The sequence below is a fragment of the Bacteroides fragilis genome (assembly GCF_019583405.1).
GTDB classification, from domain to species: Bacteria; Bacteroidota; Bacteroidia; order Bacteroidales; family Bacteroidaceae; genus Bacteroides; species Bacteroides fragilis_B.
In genome coordinates, this window is record NZ_SZUU01000002.1 from 322,150 (window position 1) to 341,494 (window position 19,345).

General features: G+C 46.1%; 15 protein-coding genes and 1 tRNA gene. 9 read left to right on the plus strand and 7 right to left on the minus strand.

From position 1 onward, the window contains the following. Positions 1-39: 39 nt before the first annotated feature. Positions 40-876, minus strand: a complete 837-nt coding sequence (locus FDF36_RS05710; protein ID WP_005807526.1) for a 4Fe-4S binding protein — start codon at positions 874-876, stop codon at positions 40-42. A gap of 276 nt (positions 877-1,152) precedes the next feature. On the opposite strand from FDF36_RS05710, the gene rho reads away from it, so the two are divergent. The 9 genes from rho (at position 1,153) to FDF36_RS05755 (ending at position 13,797) form a co-directional block, all read left to right on the plus strand. Continuing rightward, positions 1,153-3,243, plus strand: a complete 2,091-nt coding sequence (gene rho / locus FDF36_RS05715; RefSeq protein ID WP_220390668.1) for a transcription termination factor Rho — start codon at positions 1,153-1,155, stop codon at positions 3,241-3,243. A gap of 212 nt (positions 3,244-3,455) precedes the next feature. Further along, entirely contained in the window at positions 3,456-5,219 is a 1,764-nt protein-coding gene (locus FDF36_RS05720; protein ID WP_259281390.1) for a tetratricopeptide repeat-containing sensor histidine kinase, read from the plus strand. Next, positions 5,216-7,168: a sensor histidine kinase gene (locus tag FDF36_RS05725; protein ID WP_101603353.1), complete on the plus strand. Its 1,953-nt coding sequence runs from the start codon at positions 5,216-5,218 to the stop codon at positions 7,166-7,168. The genes FDF36_RS05720 and FDF36_RS05725 overlap by 4 nt, the downstream gene beginning before the upstream one ends. A gap of 74 nt (positions 7,169-7,242) precedes the next feature. Then, positions 7,243-8,565: an MATE family efflux transporter gene (locus FDF36_RS05730; RefSeq protein ID WP_220390670.1), complete on the plus strand. Its 1,323-nt coding sequence runs from the start codon at positions 7,243-7,245 to the stop codon at positions 8,563-8,565. 151 nt (positions 8,566-8,716) lie between these two features. After that, positions 8,717-10,036, plus strand: a complete 1,320-nt coding sequence (gene ffh, locus FDF36_RS05735; protein WP_005807535.1) for a signal recognition particle protein — start codon at positions 8,717-8,719, stop codon at positions 10,034-10,036. 404 nt (positions 10,037-10,440) lie between these two features. Next, complete coding sequence (locus FDF36_RS05740) at positions 10,441-11,526, plus strand: TlpA disulfide reductase family protein (RefSeq protein WP_220390671.1); 1,086 nt, start codon at positions 10,441-10,443, stop codon at positions 11,524-11,526. Positions 11,527-11,545: 19 nt separating this feature from the next. Further along, a complete protein-coding gene (gene folD / locus FDF36_RS05745; RefSeq protein WP_220390672.1) occupies positions 11,546-12,427 on the plus strand; it encodes a bifunctional methylenetetrahydrofolate dehydrogenase/methenyltetrahydrofolate cyclohydrolase FolD in 882 nt (293 codons plus the stop codon). 97 nt (positions 12,428-12,524) lie between these two features. After that, a complete protein-coding gene (locus FDF36_RS05750) occupies positions 12,525-13,643 on the plus strand; it encodes a CapA family protein (RefSeq protein WP_220390673.1) in 1,119 nt (372 codons plus the stop codon). 78 nt (positions 13,644-13,721) lie between these two features. Continuing rightward, positions 13,722-13,797, plus strand: a tRNA-His gene (locus tag FDF36_RS05755). A gap of 152 nt (positions 13,798-13,949) precedes the next feature. On the opposite strand, the gene FDF36_RS05760 is transcribed toward FDF36_RS05755, so the two are convergent. From FDF36_RS05760 to FDF36_RS05785, 6 genes are read right to left on the minus strand one after another with little or no spacing between them, the layout of a single operon-like run. After that, on the minus strand, positions 13,950-14,978 hold the full coding sequence (locus FDF36_RS05760) for a DUF4857 domain-containing protein (protein ID WP_195316925.1): 1,029 nt from the start codon (positions 14,976-14,978) through the stop codon (positions 13,950-13,952). A 32-nt stretch (positions 14,979-15,010) separates the two neighbouring features. Beyond that, positions 15,011-15,682, minus strand: a complete 672-nt coding sequence (locus FDF36_RS05765; RefSeq protein WP_220390674.1) for a hypothetical protein — start codon at positions 15,680-15,682, stop codon at positions 15,011-15,013. Between the two features lie 22 nt (positions 15,683-15,704). After that, the gene (locus tag FDF36_RS05770; RefSeq protein ID WP_005807547.1) at positions 15,705-16,592 is read right to left on the minus strand and encodes an ABC transporter ATP-binding protein; all 888 of its coding nucleotides are present in this window, start codon (positions 16,590-16,592) and stop codon (positions 15,705-15,707) included. A 27-nt stretch (positions 16,593-16,619) separates the two neighbouring features. Further along, complete coding sequence (locus FDF36_RS05775) at positions 16,620-17,195, minus strand: PepSY-associated TM helix domain-containing protein (RefSeq protein ID WP_220390675.1); 576 nt, start codon at positions 17,193-17,195, stop codon at positions 16,620-16,622. After that, positions 17,179-17,763, minus strand: a complete 585-nt coding sequence (locus FDF36_RS05780) for a hypothetical protein (RefSeq protein WP_005807551.1) — start codon at positions 17,761-17,763, stop codon at positions 17,179-17,181. The genes FDF36_RS05775 and FDF36_RS05780 overlap by 17 nt, the downstream gene beginning before the upstream one ends. 21 nt (positions 17,764-17,784) lie before the next feature. Further along, a complete protein-coding gene (locus FDF36_RS05785; RefSeq protein WP_005780507.1) occupies positions 17,785-19,335 on the minus strand; it encodes a DUF6850 family outer membrane beta-barrel protein in 1,551 nt (516 codons plus the stop codon). Between the last annotated feature and the right edge of the window lie 10 nt (positions 19,336-19,345).

Sequence of the window (19,345 nt, forward strand, 5' to 3'; positions counted from 1 at the left end):
ATGAGGAAATTAAGATTAAAAGTCAGTGCTCCGACCTTTTTAAAGCAATGTACAAGGATCTTTCTGCTTAACAAAGCATTGTGACAGCAGCACGGCAAACGGAGTATCGTATACTCTTGCTTTCTGAGGACACCCCTTTACACAGGCACAGCATTTAATGCAGCGTTCGGCATCCGTATTCAACTCGTCACCTTTTATAATGGCACTCACGGGACACATCTTCGCACATGCACCACAATGAGTACACAAGGATTCGTCTTCTACCCAAGGAGTACGGGGAAGTGGGACACCACTCTTACGCAAAGCAATCACCTTTCGCAAAAAACGGAACAGCGGAAAGAAAGGCTGGCGCGGACGCCGGATTTTACGGACATCCACTGCATATAGCTTCTCCGGCTCGGCAGCAGATGCTATTTTATCCGAGATCTGCTTTCCAAAATCAGCTGCCAAAGTAAGATCACGTTCATCAGGACGTCCGGCAGCTACGGGATATTTCTCTGTACTATATGAATGTTCTCCAATGAAGGTTGCACCGGCAATCACCTTAAATCCCTGTTGAATAGCCCAATAATCAAGTTCCATCAACGATTTTTCATAAGCGCGATTACCATATACCACCACGATAACTGCCGGAGTATTATTTCCACGTACACTTGCCAGACGATCCATGGCCAAAGGAGCCACACGCCCTCCATATACAGGTACGACAATAATGGCTAACGCAGATTCGGTAATTACTAAATCCTGAGCTGCCTGTTGTGTTAAATTCGTGTTTATCACATTTGTTATTCCAGTTCCACGAACAATTGCCTCTCCAACTTGTTTTGAGGTGTGGGTAGGCGAGAAATAAATCAGATGGACTTCGTTTGCTGTCATAATAGTTATGTTTTGTGCAACAAAGGTACACTTTTATGAAGAAAAAAAGAGTAAACGATCATAAAAACCAAATTTATTTATTATCTTTGCGGCGTTGAAACATTCCGATAATCCTCCAACGGGAGACGAAACTCGGATTTCCGATTCAACAAAACATCCCAAATTCATCATATAAAAACTGTTGCGTTTGTTAAGCTTCCGGCCATTGCGTCGTAGCTTCGGCCGTACGTATTTCAACAAATAAAATTAAAATATTAAATAACTCACATATACTGTATGTATAACATTATCCAATTGAACGACAAAAATTTGTCGGAACTACAAACTATTGCTCAGGAACTGGGTATCAAAAAAACAGACTCACTTAAGAAAGAAGAACTTGTCTACAAAATCCTTGATGAACAAGCTATAGCCGGAGCTACTAAAAAAGTAGCAGCTGACAAACTTAAAGAGGAACGTAAAGAAGACAAGAAAAAACGCTCTCGAGTGACAGTAAAGAAGGAAAACGCCGACAAGGTTTTCTCTTCTACCAAAAATGGTGAACTGACCAAGACAGATGCCAACGCACCTGCAACCAAAGCACAAGCTAAGACAACAGAACCGACTAAGGAAGCAACTAAAGAGATGAGTACTGAAACGAGCGCCACTCCGGCAGAATCGACAAAGGTAACTCCTTATGCCACTCCGAAAAAGAAACCGGGACGTCCCCGCAAAAACGCAGTGGAAGCAGAAACCAAACCTGCAGAGGTTACAGCAGACAAACCTGTAACAACCCCAGCGGTACAGGAAGAAAAGCCGGCTGCTCAACCGGAAACGGAAAAACGCCCTATCAGCAAACCGATCCTCAAACCGAAACCAACCGTTGTAGACGAAGAAAGCTCAATCCTCTCGGATATGGATGCAGATGATGATTTTATCCCCATCGAAGATCTGCCTTCAGAAAAAGTAGAACTGCCTACCGAATTATTCGGCAAATTCGAATCAACAAAAACAGAACCGGTAACCACCACTCCCGAACCGGCTGCACAACCTCAACGTCCCCGTGTCATTCGCCCACGCGACAACAACAACTACAGCAATAACAATAATAATAACAACAATAATAATAACAACAATAATAATAACAATCAGCGCAACAATAACCAGCGTCCTCCTGTACAACAACGTCCCATGCCGCAACAAAATGCAACTGAGCCCGCTCCTGTTCAGGAACGCCGTGTGATTGAACGCGAAAAACCATACGAATTCGATGATATCCTCACCGGAACCGGTGTATTGGAAATCATGCAGGATGGCTACGGATTCCTCCGTTCATCAGATTACAACTACCTCTCTTCACCGGACGATATCTATGTATCTCAATCACAAATCAAACTATTCGGACTGAAAACCGGTGATGTAGTAGAAGGTGTAATCCGTCCGCCCAAAGAGGGTGAGAAATACTTCCCATTGGTGAAGGTTTCTAAAATCAACGGACGTGACGCTGCTTTCGTGCGTGACCGTGTGCCGTTCGACCACCTTACTCCACTTTTCCCGGACGAAAAGTTCAAGCTTTGCAAAGGCGGCTATTCCGACTCCATGTCGGCACGTGTGGTAGACCTCTTCTCGCCCATTGGTAAAGGACAGCGTGCACTGATCGTAGCCCAGCCTAAGACAGGTAAGACCATCCTGATGAAAGAAATTGCCAATGCCATTGCTGCCAATCATCCGGAAGTATATATGATTATGCTGCTGATTGACGAGCGCCCGGAAGAAGTTACCGACATGGCCCGCAGCGTCAATGCCGAAGTGATTGCTTCTACATTCGACGAACCTGCCGAACGCCACGTAAAAATAGCCGGCATCGTTCTTGAGAAGGCCAAAAGACTGGTAGAATGCGGACACGACGTAGTTATCTTCCTCGACTCGATTACACGTCTGGCACGTGCATACAACACTGTATCTCCGGCATCGGGCAAGGTACTTTCGGGTGGTGTGGATGCAAACGCACTTCACAAACCGAAACGTTTCTTCGGAGCAGCCCGTAACATCGAAAACGGAGGTTCGCTCACAATCATCGCTACCGCCCTGATCGACACCGGTTCTAAGATGGACGAAGTGATCTTCGAAGAGTTCAAGGGTACAGGCAACATGGAGTTGCAGCTCGACCGCAACCTGAGCAACAAGCGTATCTTCCCGGCTGTCAACATTGTGGCATCGAGCACACGCCGCGACGATCTGCTGCTCGACAAACAGACACTGGACCGCATGTGGATCCTGCGCAAGTACCTGTCGGATATGAACCCGATCGAAGCAATGGACTTTGTAAAAGACCGACTGGAAAAAACCAAAGACAACGACGAGTTCCTGATGAGCATGAACAGTTAAAAAAGTCCTTTTGTGAACAAAACATAAAAAAAAGAGTGAGATTCTGTTTGATTCTCACTCTTTTTATTTAGCTTTGCACTACATGCATCATAAACAAGCATAAAACAAACACCGGAAGTACAACAATTACTGTGGGAAAGTTTATTAATATAACGTTTATAGCAGTAGTAACCCTATACTCTGTCACTACACATGCTGCCAATAAAGCAACAATGCACGTGTCAGCACTCCAAAACCTGATTGACAACAGCCTCAATTATAGCAAAGAAGCTCCCAACGACAGTATCATCCAATGGGGCCATGAACTGGCTCCTATCCTGAAAAAACAGAAAGAGTACAAAACCCTCTTCCAGTTGAAACAGCTTATTGCGACTGCCTATGCCACACGCGGAGACATGAACATGGCCATTGACCATGCCCGCCAGATGTACAAGGAAGCCAAAGAACTGAATTACCCCATCGGTATTGCCCTTTCCAGCCGCGCCATTGGGGATGCTTACCTCAACGCCAACATGCAGGAACCTGCCATCGAATCCTATAAGGAAGCCCTGGAATTGCTGGACAAGATACCGGGTAGCGAAATCCTTGAACAGGAAATACTTCCGAAATTCATTCTGACCCTGATCCAGACATCACACATGGACGAAGCACGTACCTATCTAAAAAGATTCGAGAACCTGCATATCGCCGCTCCAACTCCTACATTCCACTTTTTTTTATGTGCGTGTAAAGCTTACTATGACATTGAAGCAGGCAATCCGGAGAAAGGGAAAGCCAGTTTGGACGAAGCAAGGAAAATCAGTGACCAACTGAGATTCCTCTATCTCCGCAGTATCTTTAACTACATATTGGGGCAATACTACCAGGCTATCGGTGAGTATGAACTCGCCTTACAACAATATGAACGCCTGATAAATACTCCTAAAGCACCCGCTCCCAACAAACACATCGGATTGCAGTTGGAGTGTGCGCAGCTACTGACTAAGATGGGAAGGACAGAAGAAGCCTGCCTGATCTACCAAAAGACTAACGAACAAAAAGACTCTCTGAACGCTTTGAGTTATGCCCGGCAAATCAATGACTTGAGAGGCATGTACCAGATAGACCAGATGGAAATCCGGAACCAGATACAACGCAACCAGATCACCCTGTGGGTTATCATAGCTTCCATTTTCATATTAGTGCTTATTTTGCTGCTGATCGTCCGCATCCGGCAGGAAGCCAACCGCCTTCTCCATTCCAAAGAAGAGTTGGAGATTGCGCGCAAGTATGCCGAAAACGCCATACACACCAAAAGCCTGTTCCTATCCAATATGAGCCACGAAATACGGACACCGCTGAATGCCCTTTCCGGATTTTCGTCCATCCTGACCGAAGAGTCTATCGACAATGATACACGACGTCAATGCAACGACATCATCCAGCAGAATTCCGAGCTGCTGTTAAAGCTGATCAATGACGTGATAGATCTGTCGAGTCTCGACCCGGGTAAGTTGACTTTCAACTTTAAGGAATGTGACGCAGTCAATATATGCCGCAACGTAATCGATACTGTAGAAAAGGTGAAGCAAACCCAGGCCGGAGTCAGTTTCGTCACTTCACTGGACAAACTGACTTTGCGTACTGACGAATCACGTCTGCAACAGGTATTGATCAATCTGCTGATCAATGCCACCAAATTCACCACCGAAGGCAACATCACCCTGACACTGGAGAAAGAGTCAGAGACCATGGCCCTGTTCACAGTAACGGATACCGGATGCGGCATCCCCCCGGAAAAACAGAATCAGATATTCAACCGTTTCGAAAAGCTGAATGAAGGGGCACAGGGAACAGGACTGGGACTCTCCATTTGCCAGCTTATCATCGAACAAATCGGAGGAAAGATATGGATTGACCCGGAGTACACCGGAGGTGCACGCTTCCGGTTTACACACCCCATCGGACCCACAAAAGAAGAGGAGGCAGAAGGATGAAACGATTCATACTGATCCTTATTGCATGCTGTCTGGCCTCAGGAGCGTACGCGGACGGACAAACAGAAGCCGACAGCCTGTATCGGGTGGCACAGACACTTCCGCATGATTCCACACGTCTGGAAATGCTCAAGAAACTGGCACAAATAGAACAGTTGACACCGAAATGTATCACATATTCAAACCTGCTGAGAGAAGAAGCAACTCTACAGAATAACGATAAATACAACACCATAGCCGCCTATCTGCACACAGTGTACTACTATAACCAAAGCAACCGGGACAGTGTAAAGAAATGGCTGGACATTATGGAGCCTTATGCCCGGAAGTCGAAAACCTGGGATCTGTATTTCGACGCTCTCCGCTTCCAGACAGACCTCTACACTTATGAAGAGCAGTATGAACTTGCCATCAACGAGGCAAACCAGATGTTCGAAAGGGCAAAGAAAGTGGACTGTGTCCGCGGACTGATCGGAGCCAAACAATGTCTGGGCAATGCTTATATCGGCACGGAGCGATGGGACGAGGGAATGAAAGCATTGGAAGAAGCCTATCAACTATCTTCGCGAACGGACAATGCCGTGGTACGGATCTCGATCCTTTGCCAACTGATTGCGGTAGCCAAGGATAAACAGAACAACAAACAGCTGTCCGAATACCTCGGAAAGTTAAAAGAGACTTTGCAACAGCACACTGCCACAAACCCGATGCTCAAAGAGGCATTTTATGATGTTTATCTGTTCGGTGAGGTGTACTATACCTATTATTATCTGAATACCGGCCAATCGGAACAGGCACACGAAAGCCTGGAAAAAGCCGGGAAATATCTTACTCCCAATACTTTCTTCATGTACCGGGTGCTCTATTACGATGCCTATGCAGCTTATTACCGAACTCGAAAAGAGTATGACAAAGCACTTGCGAAGATGGACTCTACCATCATTTTATTACAGGAAGACCGGAACAGCAATTATATCCACCAGCAGCTGTCTAAAGCCGATCTTCTGGTAGAAGCCGGGCGGAGTGCGGAAGCTCTTCCGTTGTATATCGGGACACTCCACCTGAAAGACTCCATCGAAACGACTATTTTCGATAAACAGATGCAGCAGATAAAGGCAAAATACAATATCGACAAAGTAGCTTTGGAAGAAGAACAGTTGAAAAGCGATATCCAACTGACGGCTTTGGTCATTGTCGGCATTGTCCTGGCAATCCTGATTGTCTTCATGCTTCGTATCTCGCACGTTCGTAAAGCATTGGAGCTATCGGAAAAAGAGACACGGAAAGCAACCCGTATGGCGGAAGAAGCCAACGAGATGAAGAACCGCTTTTTGTCGAACATGAGTTACCACATCCGTATCCCGCTGAACGGTGTAGTGGGCTTCTCGCAACTGATAGCTTCCGAATCCAACATGACCGACGAAGTCCGGAAAGAATACTCCTCCATCATCCAGAAAAATTCGGAAGAGTTGATGCGCCTGGTCAATGATGTACTCGATTTATCACGGCTTGAAGCAGGCATGATGAAGTTCAATATTCAGGAATACGGACTAACCGAACTCTGTAACGAAGCTCTCTACATGGCGCGTATGCGCAACGAAGAGAACATCTGTATCCGGCTCGGAAACGAAACAGCCCCCGGCCTGGACATCCGTATCGATACGGCCCGTTTCAGCCAAGCGCTGCTGAGTACTTTGACTTATCCGCAGAAGTGTGAAGAAAAACGGGAGATCGACTTCAAAGTGACCCATGACACAGAAAAGAACATGATCCGTTTCCGCATCATTAACTCCCCGTTGGCCGACGAAAGATTTACCTCACAGGAGGTATACATCCGCCACGAAATTAACCGGTTGTTGCTGGAGTATTTCGGAGGAAGCTATAAAGTACAGGCAAACGCAGGCGAAAAACCGACCATCCTCTTCACCTATCCGTTGGGAAAAAATTGACTTCTTTTCCCGGTGGCTCGTCAACTTCTGCAGAAAGTTGTATCTTTGCGGCCTGCAAACTAAAATCCTTATTTATGTATACCAACAAACAGATCTGGAGTGTCAGTTACCCGATTCTCCTGAGCTTGCTTGCGCAAAATGTCATAAATGTCACCGACACCGCCTTTCTGGGACGCGTCAGTGAGATAGCTCTTGGTGCCTCTGCCATGGGCGGGCTTTTCTATATTTGTATTTTCACCATTGCCTTCGGATTCAGCACCGGTTCACAGATCGTCATTGCCCGCCGCAACGGTGAAGCGCATTATACCGACGTGGGACCTGTCATGATCCAGGGAGTCTTGTTCCTGCTTGCCATGGCTCTTCTGCTTTTCGGCTTTACCAAAGCATTCGGTGGCAACATCATGCGCCTGCTGGTATCTTCCGAAAGCATTTATGACGCCACGATGGAATTTCTCGACTGGCGCATTTTCGGCTTTTTCTTCTCGTTTGTCAACGTAATGTTCCGGGCACTCTATATCGGAATCACCCGCACCAAGGTACTTACCATCAATGCGGTAGTAATGGCTCTGACCAATGTGGTACTGGACTATGCCCTGATATTCGGACACTTCGGATTGCCGGAGATGGGCATCAAAGGAGCCGCCATCGCCTCGGTAATAGCCGAAGCGGCTTCTCTGCTGTTCTTCCTGATTTATACGTATATCACCGTCGACCTGAAAAGATACGGTCTCAATCGTTTACGCTCGTTCGACCCGGCTTTGCTGATGCGCATCCTCAGCATATCGTGCTTCACCATGTTGCAGTATTTTCTGTCAATGGCCACCTGGTTCATTTTCTTCGTGGCTGTGGAAAGGTTGGGACAGCGTGAACTCGCCATTGCCAACATCGTACGAAGTATCTACATCGTCATGTTGATTCCGGTAAATGCACTGGCAACCACCACCAACAGCCTGGTGAGCAACGCCATCGGCGCGGGAGGCATCGAACACGTGATGCCCCTGATAAACAAAATCGGGCGTTTCTCTTTCCTGATCATGCTGGGACTGGTCATCGTAACCGCCCTTTTCCCACAGGCTTTGCTTTCGGTATACACCAACGAGGCAGCGCTGATCAATGAATCCGTACCATCGGTATACGTTATCTGCGCGGCCATGCTGATTGCTTCGGTAGCCAATGTGGTATTCAACGGCATATCGGGCACAGGCAACACTCAGGCGGCACTGATGCTCGAAGCCATCACCATCGCAATCTACGGATCGTATATCATTTTCATCGGAATGTGGGTAAAAGCTCCCATCGAATGGTGCTTTACAATTGAGATACTGTACTATACACTGTTGCTCGCCACAAGCTATATTTACTTCAAAAAAGCAAAATGGCAGAACAAAAAGATATAAAGTACAAGAGATTTTTGTACATTTGCGGCTGATTTCACCACAGATTACACAGATTAGCACAGATACTCTCTATTTCAAATACAAAATCCGTGTTAATCCGTGTAATCCGTGGTGGATTTTACACATCATTAGTAATTCATAATTCAAAGATATGTTCGACAATTTAAGCGAAAGACTCGAAAGGTCGTTTAAGATTCTGAAAGGTGAAGGCAAAATCACCGAAATCAACGTAGCAGAAACCCTGAAAGACGTGCGCAAGGCACTGCTCGATGCCGACGTTAACTATAAAGTAGCCAAAGGCTTCACGGATACGGTGAAGGAAAAAGCATTGGGACAAAACGTGCTCACAGCCGTAAAACCAAGCCAATTGATGGTGAAGATCGTTCACGACGAGCTGACTCAACTGATGGGTGGAGAGACTGTCGAGATAGATACCAAAGGCCAACCGGCAGTCATCCTGATGTCCGGTCTGCAAGGTTCGGGTAAGACTACTTTCTCAGGCAAGCTGGCACGTATGCTGAAAACCAAGAAGAACAAGCGCCCGTTGCTCGTTGCCTGTGACGTTTACCGTCCTGCCGCCATCGAACAGCTTCGCGTATTGGCCGAACAAATCGATGTACCGATGTACTCGGAAATCGACAGCAAAGATCCCGTTGCCATAGCTCAAAACGCCATCAAGGAGGCACGTGCCAAAGGTTACGATCTGGTAATTGTCGATACGGCCGGACGTCTGGCAGTCGACGAGCAGATGATGAATGAAATCGCAGCTATCAAGGAAGCCATCCAACCGAACGAAATTTTGTTCGTGGTAGACTCCATGACCGGTCAGGATGCCGTAAACACCGCCAAGGAGTTTAATGAGCGTCTCGACTTCGACGGCGTAGTGCTAACGAAGCTCGACGGTGACACCCGTGGTGGTGCCGCCCTCTCTATCCGTTCGGTTGTGAACAAGCCCATCAAATTTGTAGGTACAGGCGAGAAACTCGATGCCATCGACCAATTCCACCCCGCTCGTATGGCCGACCGCATCTTAGGTATGGGTGATATTGTTTCGCTGGTGGAACGTGCGCAGGAACAATATGATGAAGAAGAAGCCAAACGCCTTCAGAAAAAGATTGCCAAGAACCAGTTCGACTTCAACGACTTCCTCAGCCAGATTGCCCAGATCAAAAAGATGGGTAACCTGAAAGAGCTTGCATCGATGATTCCGGGTGTAGGCAAGGCTATCAAAGACATCGACATTGACGACAATGCTTTCAAGAGCATTGAAGCCATCATCTACTCCATGACTCCGGAAGAGCGCAGCAATCCGGCTATCCTGAATGGCTCGCGCCGTACACGTATCGCCAAAGGTAGCGGTACGACTATCCAGGAAGTGAACCGCTTGCTGAAGCAATTCGACCAGACCCGCAAAATGATGAAGATGGTAACCAGCAGCAAAATGGGCAAGATGATGCCGAAGATGAAATAAAACTGCACTTTTCGTCCCGAAAGCTTGACTTTGGCTTTGGGATGATGTATCTTTGTCAATGTAATCATTCAATAGATTCAATCAGAATGCAATAAAAGGAGGAAACCGTGGTTCCTCCTTTTTTTATGCACCTAACCGAAAGGAGAACCTACAGCCCGCAGCTTAAGCCTCCGAAGACGGTTGCCATACTCCCGAATGCCGGTTGCATTTCCTCCAAATGCTTACTGCATTTCGGCAAAACCCCGGCTCTACTTGTATCGGACCGAGGCTCTATGACAAAAAGTACCTCCCTGCTTTCGCCCACTCCCCTCTTCCTGTTAATAATCTATAAAGCTACTCTTGACAAAAAACAGGAGATGGTAAATGATATTACTTTTGTCCGATACCATAAAAACATTGAATCAATGAAACACATTCTCTTCACTCTGGCGCTTGCTTCCGTAGCCGGGATGGCCAACGCACAACAAAATGGACACTCCTACACGGTAGAAGGGTTGATAAACGACTCTACTCTAAACGGACAGACTCTCTACATCAGCCGCTACGACGACGGAATGAAAGTAGACAGTACGCAAGTGGCAAACGGGCAATTTAAATTCACCGGAAAGGCAGATACCCCCTATTTCTGCCGCATCGATGCAGGAAGAGAATATGCCAACTTCATCCTCGAAGGCGGCAACATCAAAGTCAATGTACTGACCCATAACGATCCGAAAGGTACACCCATGAACGAGGAATACTCCCGTATACACGATAGGACATCTGAAATGGTAGCCACACTGAAAAGCAAACATTCTGAAATAGAACAGCAAACAAAAGACAAAGCGGAACAACTCCGGCTTAAAAAAGAATATAGCCAAACTTACTGGCATGCAGCTTACACCCAGCTATACAAAGAGTTGTTCATGAATAATCCGGACAATGCATTAGGGGAATACGCCATCAGAAGTCTTATCATGTCCGCTTCTCCCGAAGAAATGGAACCCATTTTCGCTACTGCCGGTCCTTGGTTGAAATCGCTCCAGACCTACAAGCGCATCGAAAAACAATGCCAGGCAATGAAGGCCACGGCCATAGGACAGAAGTTTACCGACTTTAGCGGCAAGGCTGTAGATGGCTCCGAAGTCTCCCTCTCTGACTATGTGGGCAAAGGCACATATACATTGGTAGATTTCTGGGCAAGTTGGTGTGGGCCCTGCCGCGCCGAATCACCTCACGTAGCCCAACTCTACAATGAATATAAAGATAAAGGACTTACAGTTTTGGGAGTAGCCGTCTGGGATAAACCGGAACACACGAAAAAAGCAATCAAAGAACTCAATATCAACTGGCCGCAGATAATAGATACCGGCATGACACCCATGGACCTATACGGCGTTAACGGCATCCCGTTCATTATCCTCTTCGGACCGGACGGAACAATCATCGCACGTGACCTCAGAGGTGAAGCCATGATAAAGAAAGTGACTGAAGTACTCAATATTAAATAACCCAATAAACAGATAAGAAATGACTCTAATTGATGGAAAAGCCATCTCCGAACAAGTAAAACAGGAGATTGCAGCCGAAGTGGCAGAGATAGTAGCCCGGGGTGGCAAACGCCCGCATCTGGCAGCCATCCTCGTAGGACACGACGGAGGCAGCGAAACATATGTAGCCGCTAAAGTGAAAGCCTGCGAAGTGTGCGGATTCAAGTCGTCACTGATTCGTTACGAAAGCGACGTGACGGAAGACGAACTGCTCGCCAAAGTACGTGAACTGAATGATGACGAAGATATAGACGGATTCATCGTACAACTTCCGTTACCGAAACATATCTCGGAACAAAAGGTAATTGAAACCATTGACTACCGCAAAGATGTAGACGGATTCCATCCGATCAACGTAGGACGTATGTCTATCGGACTGCCTTGTTATGTATCAGCTACCCCGAACGGCATCCTCGAACTGCTGAAACGTTATCAGATAGAGACCTCGGGTAAGAAATGCGTCGTACTGGGACGCAGTAACATTGTCGGTAAACCGATGGCAGCACTGATGATGCAGAAGGCCTATCCGGGAGACGCAACGGTAACCGTATGCCACAGCCGTTCGAAAGATCTGGTGAAAGAGTGCCAGGAAGCGGATATCATCATCGCCGCACTGGGACAACCCAACTTCGTGAAAGCGGAAATGGTGAAAGAGGGTGCTGTGGTAATCGACGTAGGTACTACCCGCGTACCGGATGCCAGCAAGAAATCGGGCTTTAAACTGACAGGTGATGTGAAGTTCGATGAGGTGGCCCCGAAATGCTCCTACATCACCCCTGTTCCGGGAGGTGTAGGCCCGATGACCATCGTCTCTCTGATGAAGAATACTCTGCTGGCAGGCAAGAAAGCAATCTATCAATAATCCTCTCTGCCCCCGTTTCCTCTTTTTCTGTGAGAGGAAACGGAGAGCGAAAGAGGTGGAACACATTCTTCAGAAAGAACTTTAATACCTGTTGCTTATGAAACATCTGATTCTTCTTTCCCTGTTTTTCTGCTCTGTATCTTGCAGCAGCAATGCACAAGAACAGCCCGTCCCTGTCCCAGCGCCCGATACGATATCTGCGCAGAAGATTACACTCCTCTTTGCAGGCGACTTAATGCAGCATCAGGCACAGATAGATGCAGCCCGGACCACCAAGGGATACGACTACACGGACTACTTTAAACTGGTAAAAGAAGAAATCAGTAAAGCAGACATTGCCATCGGCAACCTGGAGGTAACCCTCGGAGGAAAACCTTACCGGGGTTATCCCGCTTTCAGTGCTCCCGACGAATATCTGTCCGCCATAAAAGACGCCGGCTTCGATGTATTGATAACCGCCAATAATCATTGTCTCGACCGAGGCAAAAAAGGGCTGGAACGAACCATCCTGATGCTGGATTCGCTACAAATTCCTTATGCCGGAACTTACACTGACAGTACGGCCCGCGCTTCACGCTATCCACTATTGTTGGAACAGAACGGCTTTCGGATTGCCCTGCTCAACTATACATACGGCACCAACGGCATTAAAGTTTCTCCCCCAAACATAGTCAACTACATCGACAAGGCTGTCATGACACGGGACATTGAAACTGCTAAGGCTCTGCATCCGGATGTATTGATTGCCTGCATGCACTGGGGGATCGAATATCAGTCACTGCCCAATAAGGAGCAGACCTCCCTGGCCGACTGGCTACTTAGTCAAGGAGTCACCCATGTGATCGGTTCCCACCCCCATGTAGTGCAACCCATGGAGCTGCGGACCGATACTCTCACCGGTCGGCAGAATGTAGTCCTCTACTCTTTAGGCAATTTTATTTCGAACATGTCTGCCCGCAAAACAGACGGCGGACTGCTCTTTAAACTCGAATTAATGAAAGACAGCACGGGCATATCTGTCAGTAATTGCGGATATGGTCTGGTATGGACGGCACGCCCCATACTCTCCAAAAAGAAAAATTACGTTTTATATCCCGCAAGTATTCCGACAGACTCTTTATCGGCAGAAGAACGTAACCGCCTGAAAATCTTTATTAATGACACGCGTGAACTCTTCCGCAAGCATAACCGCGGAATTAATGAATACATTTTTTGAAGAAAAAAGTTCGCGAAATGTTTGCAGATTTAAAAAGAATCGCTACCTTTGCATCGCATTTGAGAGAGATGCTAACATGGTGGATGTAGTTCAGTTGGTTAGAGCGTCAGATTGTGGTTCTGAATGTCGCCGGTTCGAGTCCGGTCTTCCACCCAACGAAGAAGAGGAAATTCAATAATGAATTTCCTCTTCTTCGTTATATATCAGGCTTTCCAGAAAATTATATTACTTTAGAGGCAGGGTCAAAGCCCTGCCTCTAAAGTAATATATAGTCATTAAAATGAAATATATTTTATCAGGCCGCATTTAAAAACGCGGCATGACGAACTTATCATCAGGAGATGTAAAGGACAATCCCGGAACAGAACGACGCATATCTTTATAGGCATGTTCTTTAATCAGTGAATAATCTGTAGCATCCAGGGCATAGTAATAATCATCTTTATCTGTCGATAACTTTACAGTCCAATCAAACATATTTCCAAAGATGGTCAACTCATCTTTTGCCGGATCGAAACCGGGGAGAGCTGATTTCACCAAACTTCCATCACTATTGATAACATAAAAATGATGCTTGCTATCAACCATATACCCCAAAGTCCGGCGACTACGGAACTCAGTAATAAACACATATTCCGGCAAGACTCCTTCAGGCAACTGAATAGCTTTCACATACGGACGTCCCTTGGTGCACTTCAGATGGAACAGTTTATGGTTGGCATCTAAAACCAGATATCCCTCATCATAGTCTTTACGGGTAGTCGGATTGCCCGAAGCATAGCTTGCGGGAAAAGCAAACCCTTTCTGAACCAGCATATCCGTAAACAATTTGCTCTTCGCCTCATCTATACGATTCGTCTCCATATGAATAAATTCCATACCTTTATCGGTAAAACGGAATGCATCTTCGGGCATTTTTAAATCCACCCGTTTGGACATGGACTCCATCAGGAAATAAAGTCCTGTCTGGGGAGCATTGATGACTGACGGCACACTCTTGAAAGTAAAGTTTGTCAATTGAATATCTTTCGGACTAACCGCCTTGCCACAAATGGTATCAGGGAAACGTTCGTCCGCCGTAAGCTGGCGTACATAGAGAGAAGGCAATAAACTGTCCACCTGCTGCTGTGTATATGTATTGCCTTTTGTATCATAGCGGTGAAGTTGCTTATTCTCATCCAGTTGTGTAATAACAAAATCACCAAGTACGGAACTATACATAGTAAAAGGAGCTTTGACAGGCTTCAGTGTGAGAAAAGCATAGCACCAAGGCAACTGCCATACAAGCAGGACAGCCACAGTAACATAAAAAAATATTTTGCTGAATCGAATCATGTTTGTTTGATTTTTTAGTAATAAACATTCAGTTAGTCTTGCTTACCGGCCTTGAACCGTACCACAGAAATCCACGAAAGAGAAGCGATAAGCAGCGTATAAAGTGTCAGCCAGGGCAAGAAACTGTTATAAGCCTCCGCTCCCGGAGCCAGAAAGTAGACACGGAAAATCAATGCCGCAATAATCAGATTCAAAACCCTGAGTTTCCATGTGGGCTCCAGGCAAATCCATGAAACAAGCAGATAACCGGCAAATCCGGCAAGGAACCATGGAGCTGCAGATAATAAGATACGCTGCACCAACTCACTTGTAAAATGTTGTGGCAGATAAACTCCCATAATAATAAAACTCATAGCAAAACAGGTTACCAGTGCAAGTACACCATAGGCCAACATCGACATGACCATCTTCTTCTGTGAATAAGGCAAATGCAAAGTAAGTTTCAAACACTTACGTTGCATCTCGGGAAAAAACTGTACGGCAGCAAGCAAAATACCGATAAGTAAAGGGACAAATTGCAACAAATCAATAAATATAGCATCCTTCTGAACCATTACCACCCATAAATGATCGATTCCCTGTATGGCAATGGTGCGGCCAATACGAAGCATGGAATATCCTGTGATTCCTATCATAAAAAGAGTTGCCAGCAACAAATACCAACGCGTTTTTATCCACTCTTTATAAAATATGGCTTGTATCATATTTCTTCTATTTATTTACATATTAATACTTTCCGGTAAGACCGATAAAGGCATCTTCCAGACTTACATTTTCGTGCTGCAAACCAGTAAAGGGAACTTGACTTTCCTTCAATAGTTTCTCCACATCCATGGGAGGCAAAAAAGAATACGTCTCCAAGGTCTGACGGATGACAGCCGGATGATAGCAAGTTGCCGGCAACTGAGGCTGATAACCCTCGGGTACAGTACAAGTATATCTTCTCAGCTCTTTCATCAACGTTTCAATAGGTTGTTGAATAAGGATAGAGCCATAATCCATAATAATACAATCATCAATCAACCGCTCCATATCCTGAATAATATGGGAAGTCAGGAAAACAGTCTTGTTCTCGGAACGGGCATAGTCACGCAAATAATCCACAAAAAGGCGGCGATAACCCGGATCAAGTCCTAAAGAGAAATCATCCAGAATCAACAACTCCGGATTTTGTGCCAGGATCAGTCCCAATGCCACTTGCGAACGCTGTCCGTTCGACATTCTTGAGATACGTTGCCCCGGAGCTACCTTCAGTTTATTCATCAAGTCATAATAAGCCTCCTTTTTCCATTGTCCCGGATAAAAAGAAGCATAAAACTTTTCTATCTGTGTGATATTCATAAACTGATATTGAACATGACCTTCCAGCAATAAGCCGATATTCCTGCGTAAAGCAGGGTCCATGGTCTGAATGTTCTCACCAAAGATGCGACATTCGCCCGAACGTGGCTGAAGATAACCGCTCAATATATTAATGGTTGTCGTTTTCCCTGTGCCATTTTTACCCAACAATCCCAAGATACGCCCTTGAGGTACTTCAAAACTCAAGTTCTCATAAATTTTACGTTGACCGTAATAATGAGTCAGGTTCTTACATTCTATAATTGCACTCATGCTTTATAAATCATTTTTCGTTTGTTATTAGAAACACGTCAGGAAAAGAATAGGAATCAGAATACCGGCCACCAACTCGACTCCCCCTCTGCCCCACAATCCTTTAGGACCTTTTATCATCACCATACCGCTGACAGTGATAATAATCAGACAGACAGCAAAGGCATCGGCAAACCAAGTCCACCACTTGCCCGGATTGAAATGGAGTTGTACCATGGAAGAGATCAGCGGACGGCGCTTCACCCCCTCGTAGACAGCATCTTTTGTCCGGGTATTAATCACCAGACTTGAACCTCCTTTCAGAAAAACCTTAATCCGATCCGGTTTCGGATAATAATATTTAGTAAAATTTCCGGCTTCGTCCAGTGGTTCCAACAAAGCCAAAATCATCTTCTCATTGACTTTATTCTTGTCCGACAGGTCCTCTGTTATTTTATATTCCGTTCGTGTCACTGTATAATGGGGATTTATGCTATCCCTATGGTTCATCACGATACCCGAAATAGCATAAATCAAAATCATTCCTGCAAAGAAGAAAGACAGATCACGGTGGATAATCCGGCTCCATTTGCGGAATGCAGCACCTTTATTCTGCAATTTCATAAGAACTGGCTTCCATATAGTAGAATGACAGATAATCTTTTCCGGTAGCAGCTTTTCTTTCTGCTATCTTTGCGCGAAAGTCCGCAATACGGGCTTCAGGAGTGTTGGCAGTTTCGCCGCGTGCTTTTTTTTCCGAATCACATCCGGCAGCAGTTTCTCCATGAGATTTTTCGGTCTGGGCTTTCAGTTTAGCCTCCCAGTTTTGCAAGTAAGCTTCATCTACCCGCTGTTCCTTTAACGTTCCGGTCACTGTGACAATGGCATTGATACATTTGGTGTCAAACGAACCCAAAGGTCCGGCTTCCACACGAATCGTTTTGGTATCATCACTGCCCATCAGGAATATTTTTGTAGCTCCGTGCTTGCAGGTATGTGTGCAGATTCCTTCTATAGTCACCTCCCGGTTAGCCAGTGAATCGGCATGCGCCAGCAGGTTATCGACGCTCAATGCCGCCGGAGCCGCCTGCTCCGTTTTTTCGGACTGACTCTGTTTGTTACTGTTTCCACAAGAAGTAGTAGTTACTAAAGCTGCCATTAAGGTTGCAGCGACCATAAACTTAATTTTCATATGCTAACTGTTTTTATTTTTTCAGAAAAAGATGCCCAGTGAACAAGCGGCATACTGGGCCGTTCCGCATTTTTTATAATATGCAGTCTGCCATTGAACAGACAAAGACAGGTTATACTGTTTCATGATGGGATAATCCCCTTGCAGACGAATCCCTACCATACTATAGCTATCAGATAAATAGTCAATATTCGCCAACAAAGTCCGGGCGGACGACTTCGCGGCATCCAATCCCGGTAAAGAATATTCAGCCGATAAATTGGCATAATATCCACCGTTTGCTTCTGCGGTCAATCGCAGCTGCCTCTTCTGATACTGCAAACGGGCACGCAAAGAACCCTCCAGAGCAGACAGGTGAACAAACCGGGATACGGCGTTGTAATCCGTCTCCAACCGATGGTAGATTATGTTTGGAACAATTGCTCCTCCCCATACACCTTTATCGGTCAAAAGCTTCTCCCACAAACCACTTACGGCAATCCGACTATTCGTGACCTTCATTCCCGGAGATGTGCTGATTAATGCTCCATAGGAGCTTCCGCCCGCCTCTCCGTAAATATTCTCCGTTCCTTTACGGACTGTATAGCCTGCATCCAGTTTCACTGCAAGGTGTTCTGCCTGCTGAAGTTCCCGCATCCAGGTCACGTTTCCTTTCAAATCAGTCGTATTCAATTCCAGCAAAGTGAGATTATTGGCATTGCTCAATTTCTTGTCCATCGACATACGGTCAATTGAGACTGTGGCCGATATCCCCTTCTCTGTATCAGCCGGCAGAATGCCTATGCTTCCTCCCCACCGGGTGCCTTGATGCTTCGTTCCGGTCTGGTTTCCGGCAAAACGCACATAATCCATGCCCAATCCCAACATATGGTATACCGAAGTGGAACCTTTATCTGCAAGGAATGAAATCTCACTTTTCTGTTGATAAAGCCGGAAATCTGCGGAAACTCCCAAACGATATGTCCCCAGACGATATCCTGCTCCCAAAGCCAAAGAGAGATCGGAAGCTGTATTACGCGGACGCGGATCTTTATCCCGATAATTATGAGACGCCCTGTAACCACCGGTGATTCCCCACGTCCAGGAACCCGACTCACTGGCGTAACCTCCATTGAAATAATAAGTTTCTCCTTTCAGGAAACCGCCAATGGAATCACCGGTCACGTAAGGAGCGATCAGTTTCCAGTCTATATTTTCATTCCATAACACATTCTCCTGCTTCTCACTTCTGTATCCTGCTGAACCGAATACACGATCACGTTCCGAAAGAATGACGAAGGAGTTGACATCTACCCCGATACGGGTATCCTTATCACCTTCCTGTTTCAAAGATGCTTTTCCTTTATCATGATAAGCTCCATTTACGTCCAGCCTTGTCCATGTATACGGAGTATAGTAATAATAAAGTGCCGGATTCCGCCATACCTCACCACGAAATCCGGTCGCGAATGAAGCGGTACGGATCACCTTATCGGACAGGGAGAGTGTGTCGGCAGTCTGCCCGAAGGCTTCCTGCCGACTCTCCACAAATAAAGCAATCAGCAACGTAATGATAATTCGGATTCGCATCATGAATAATAAA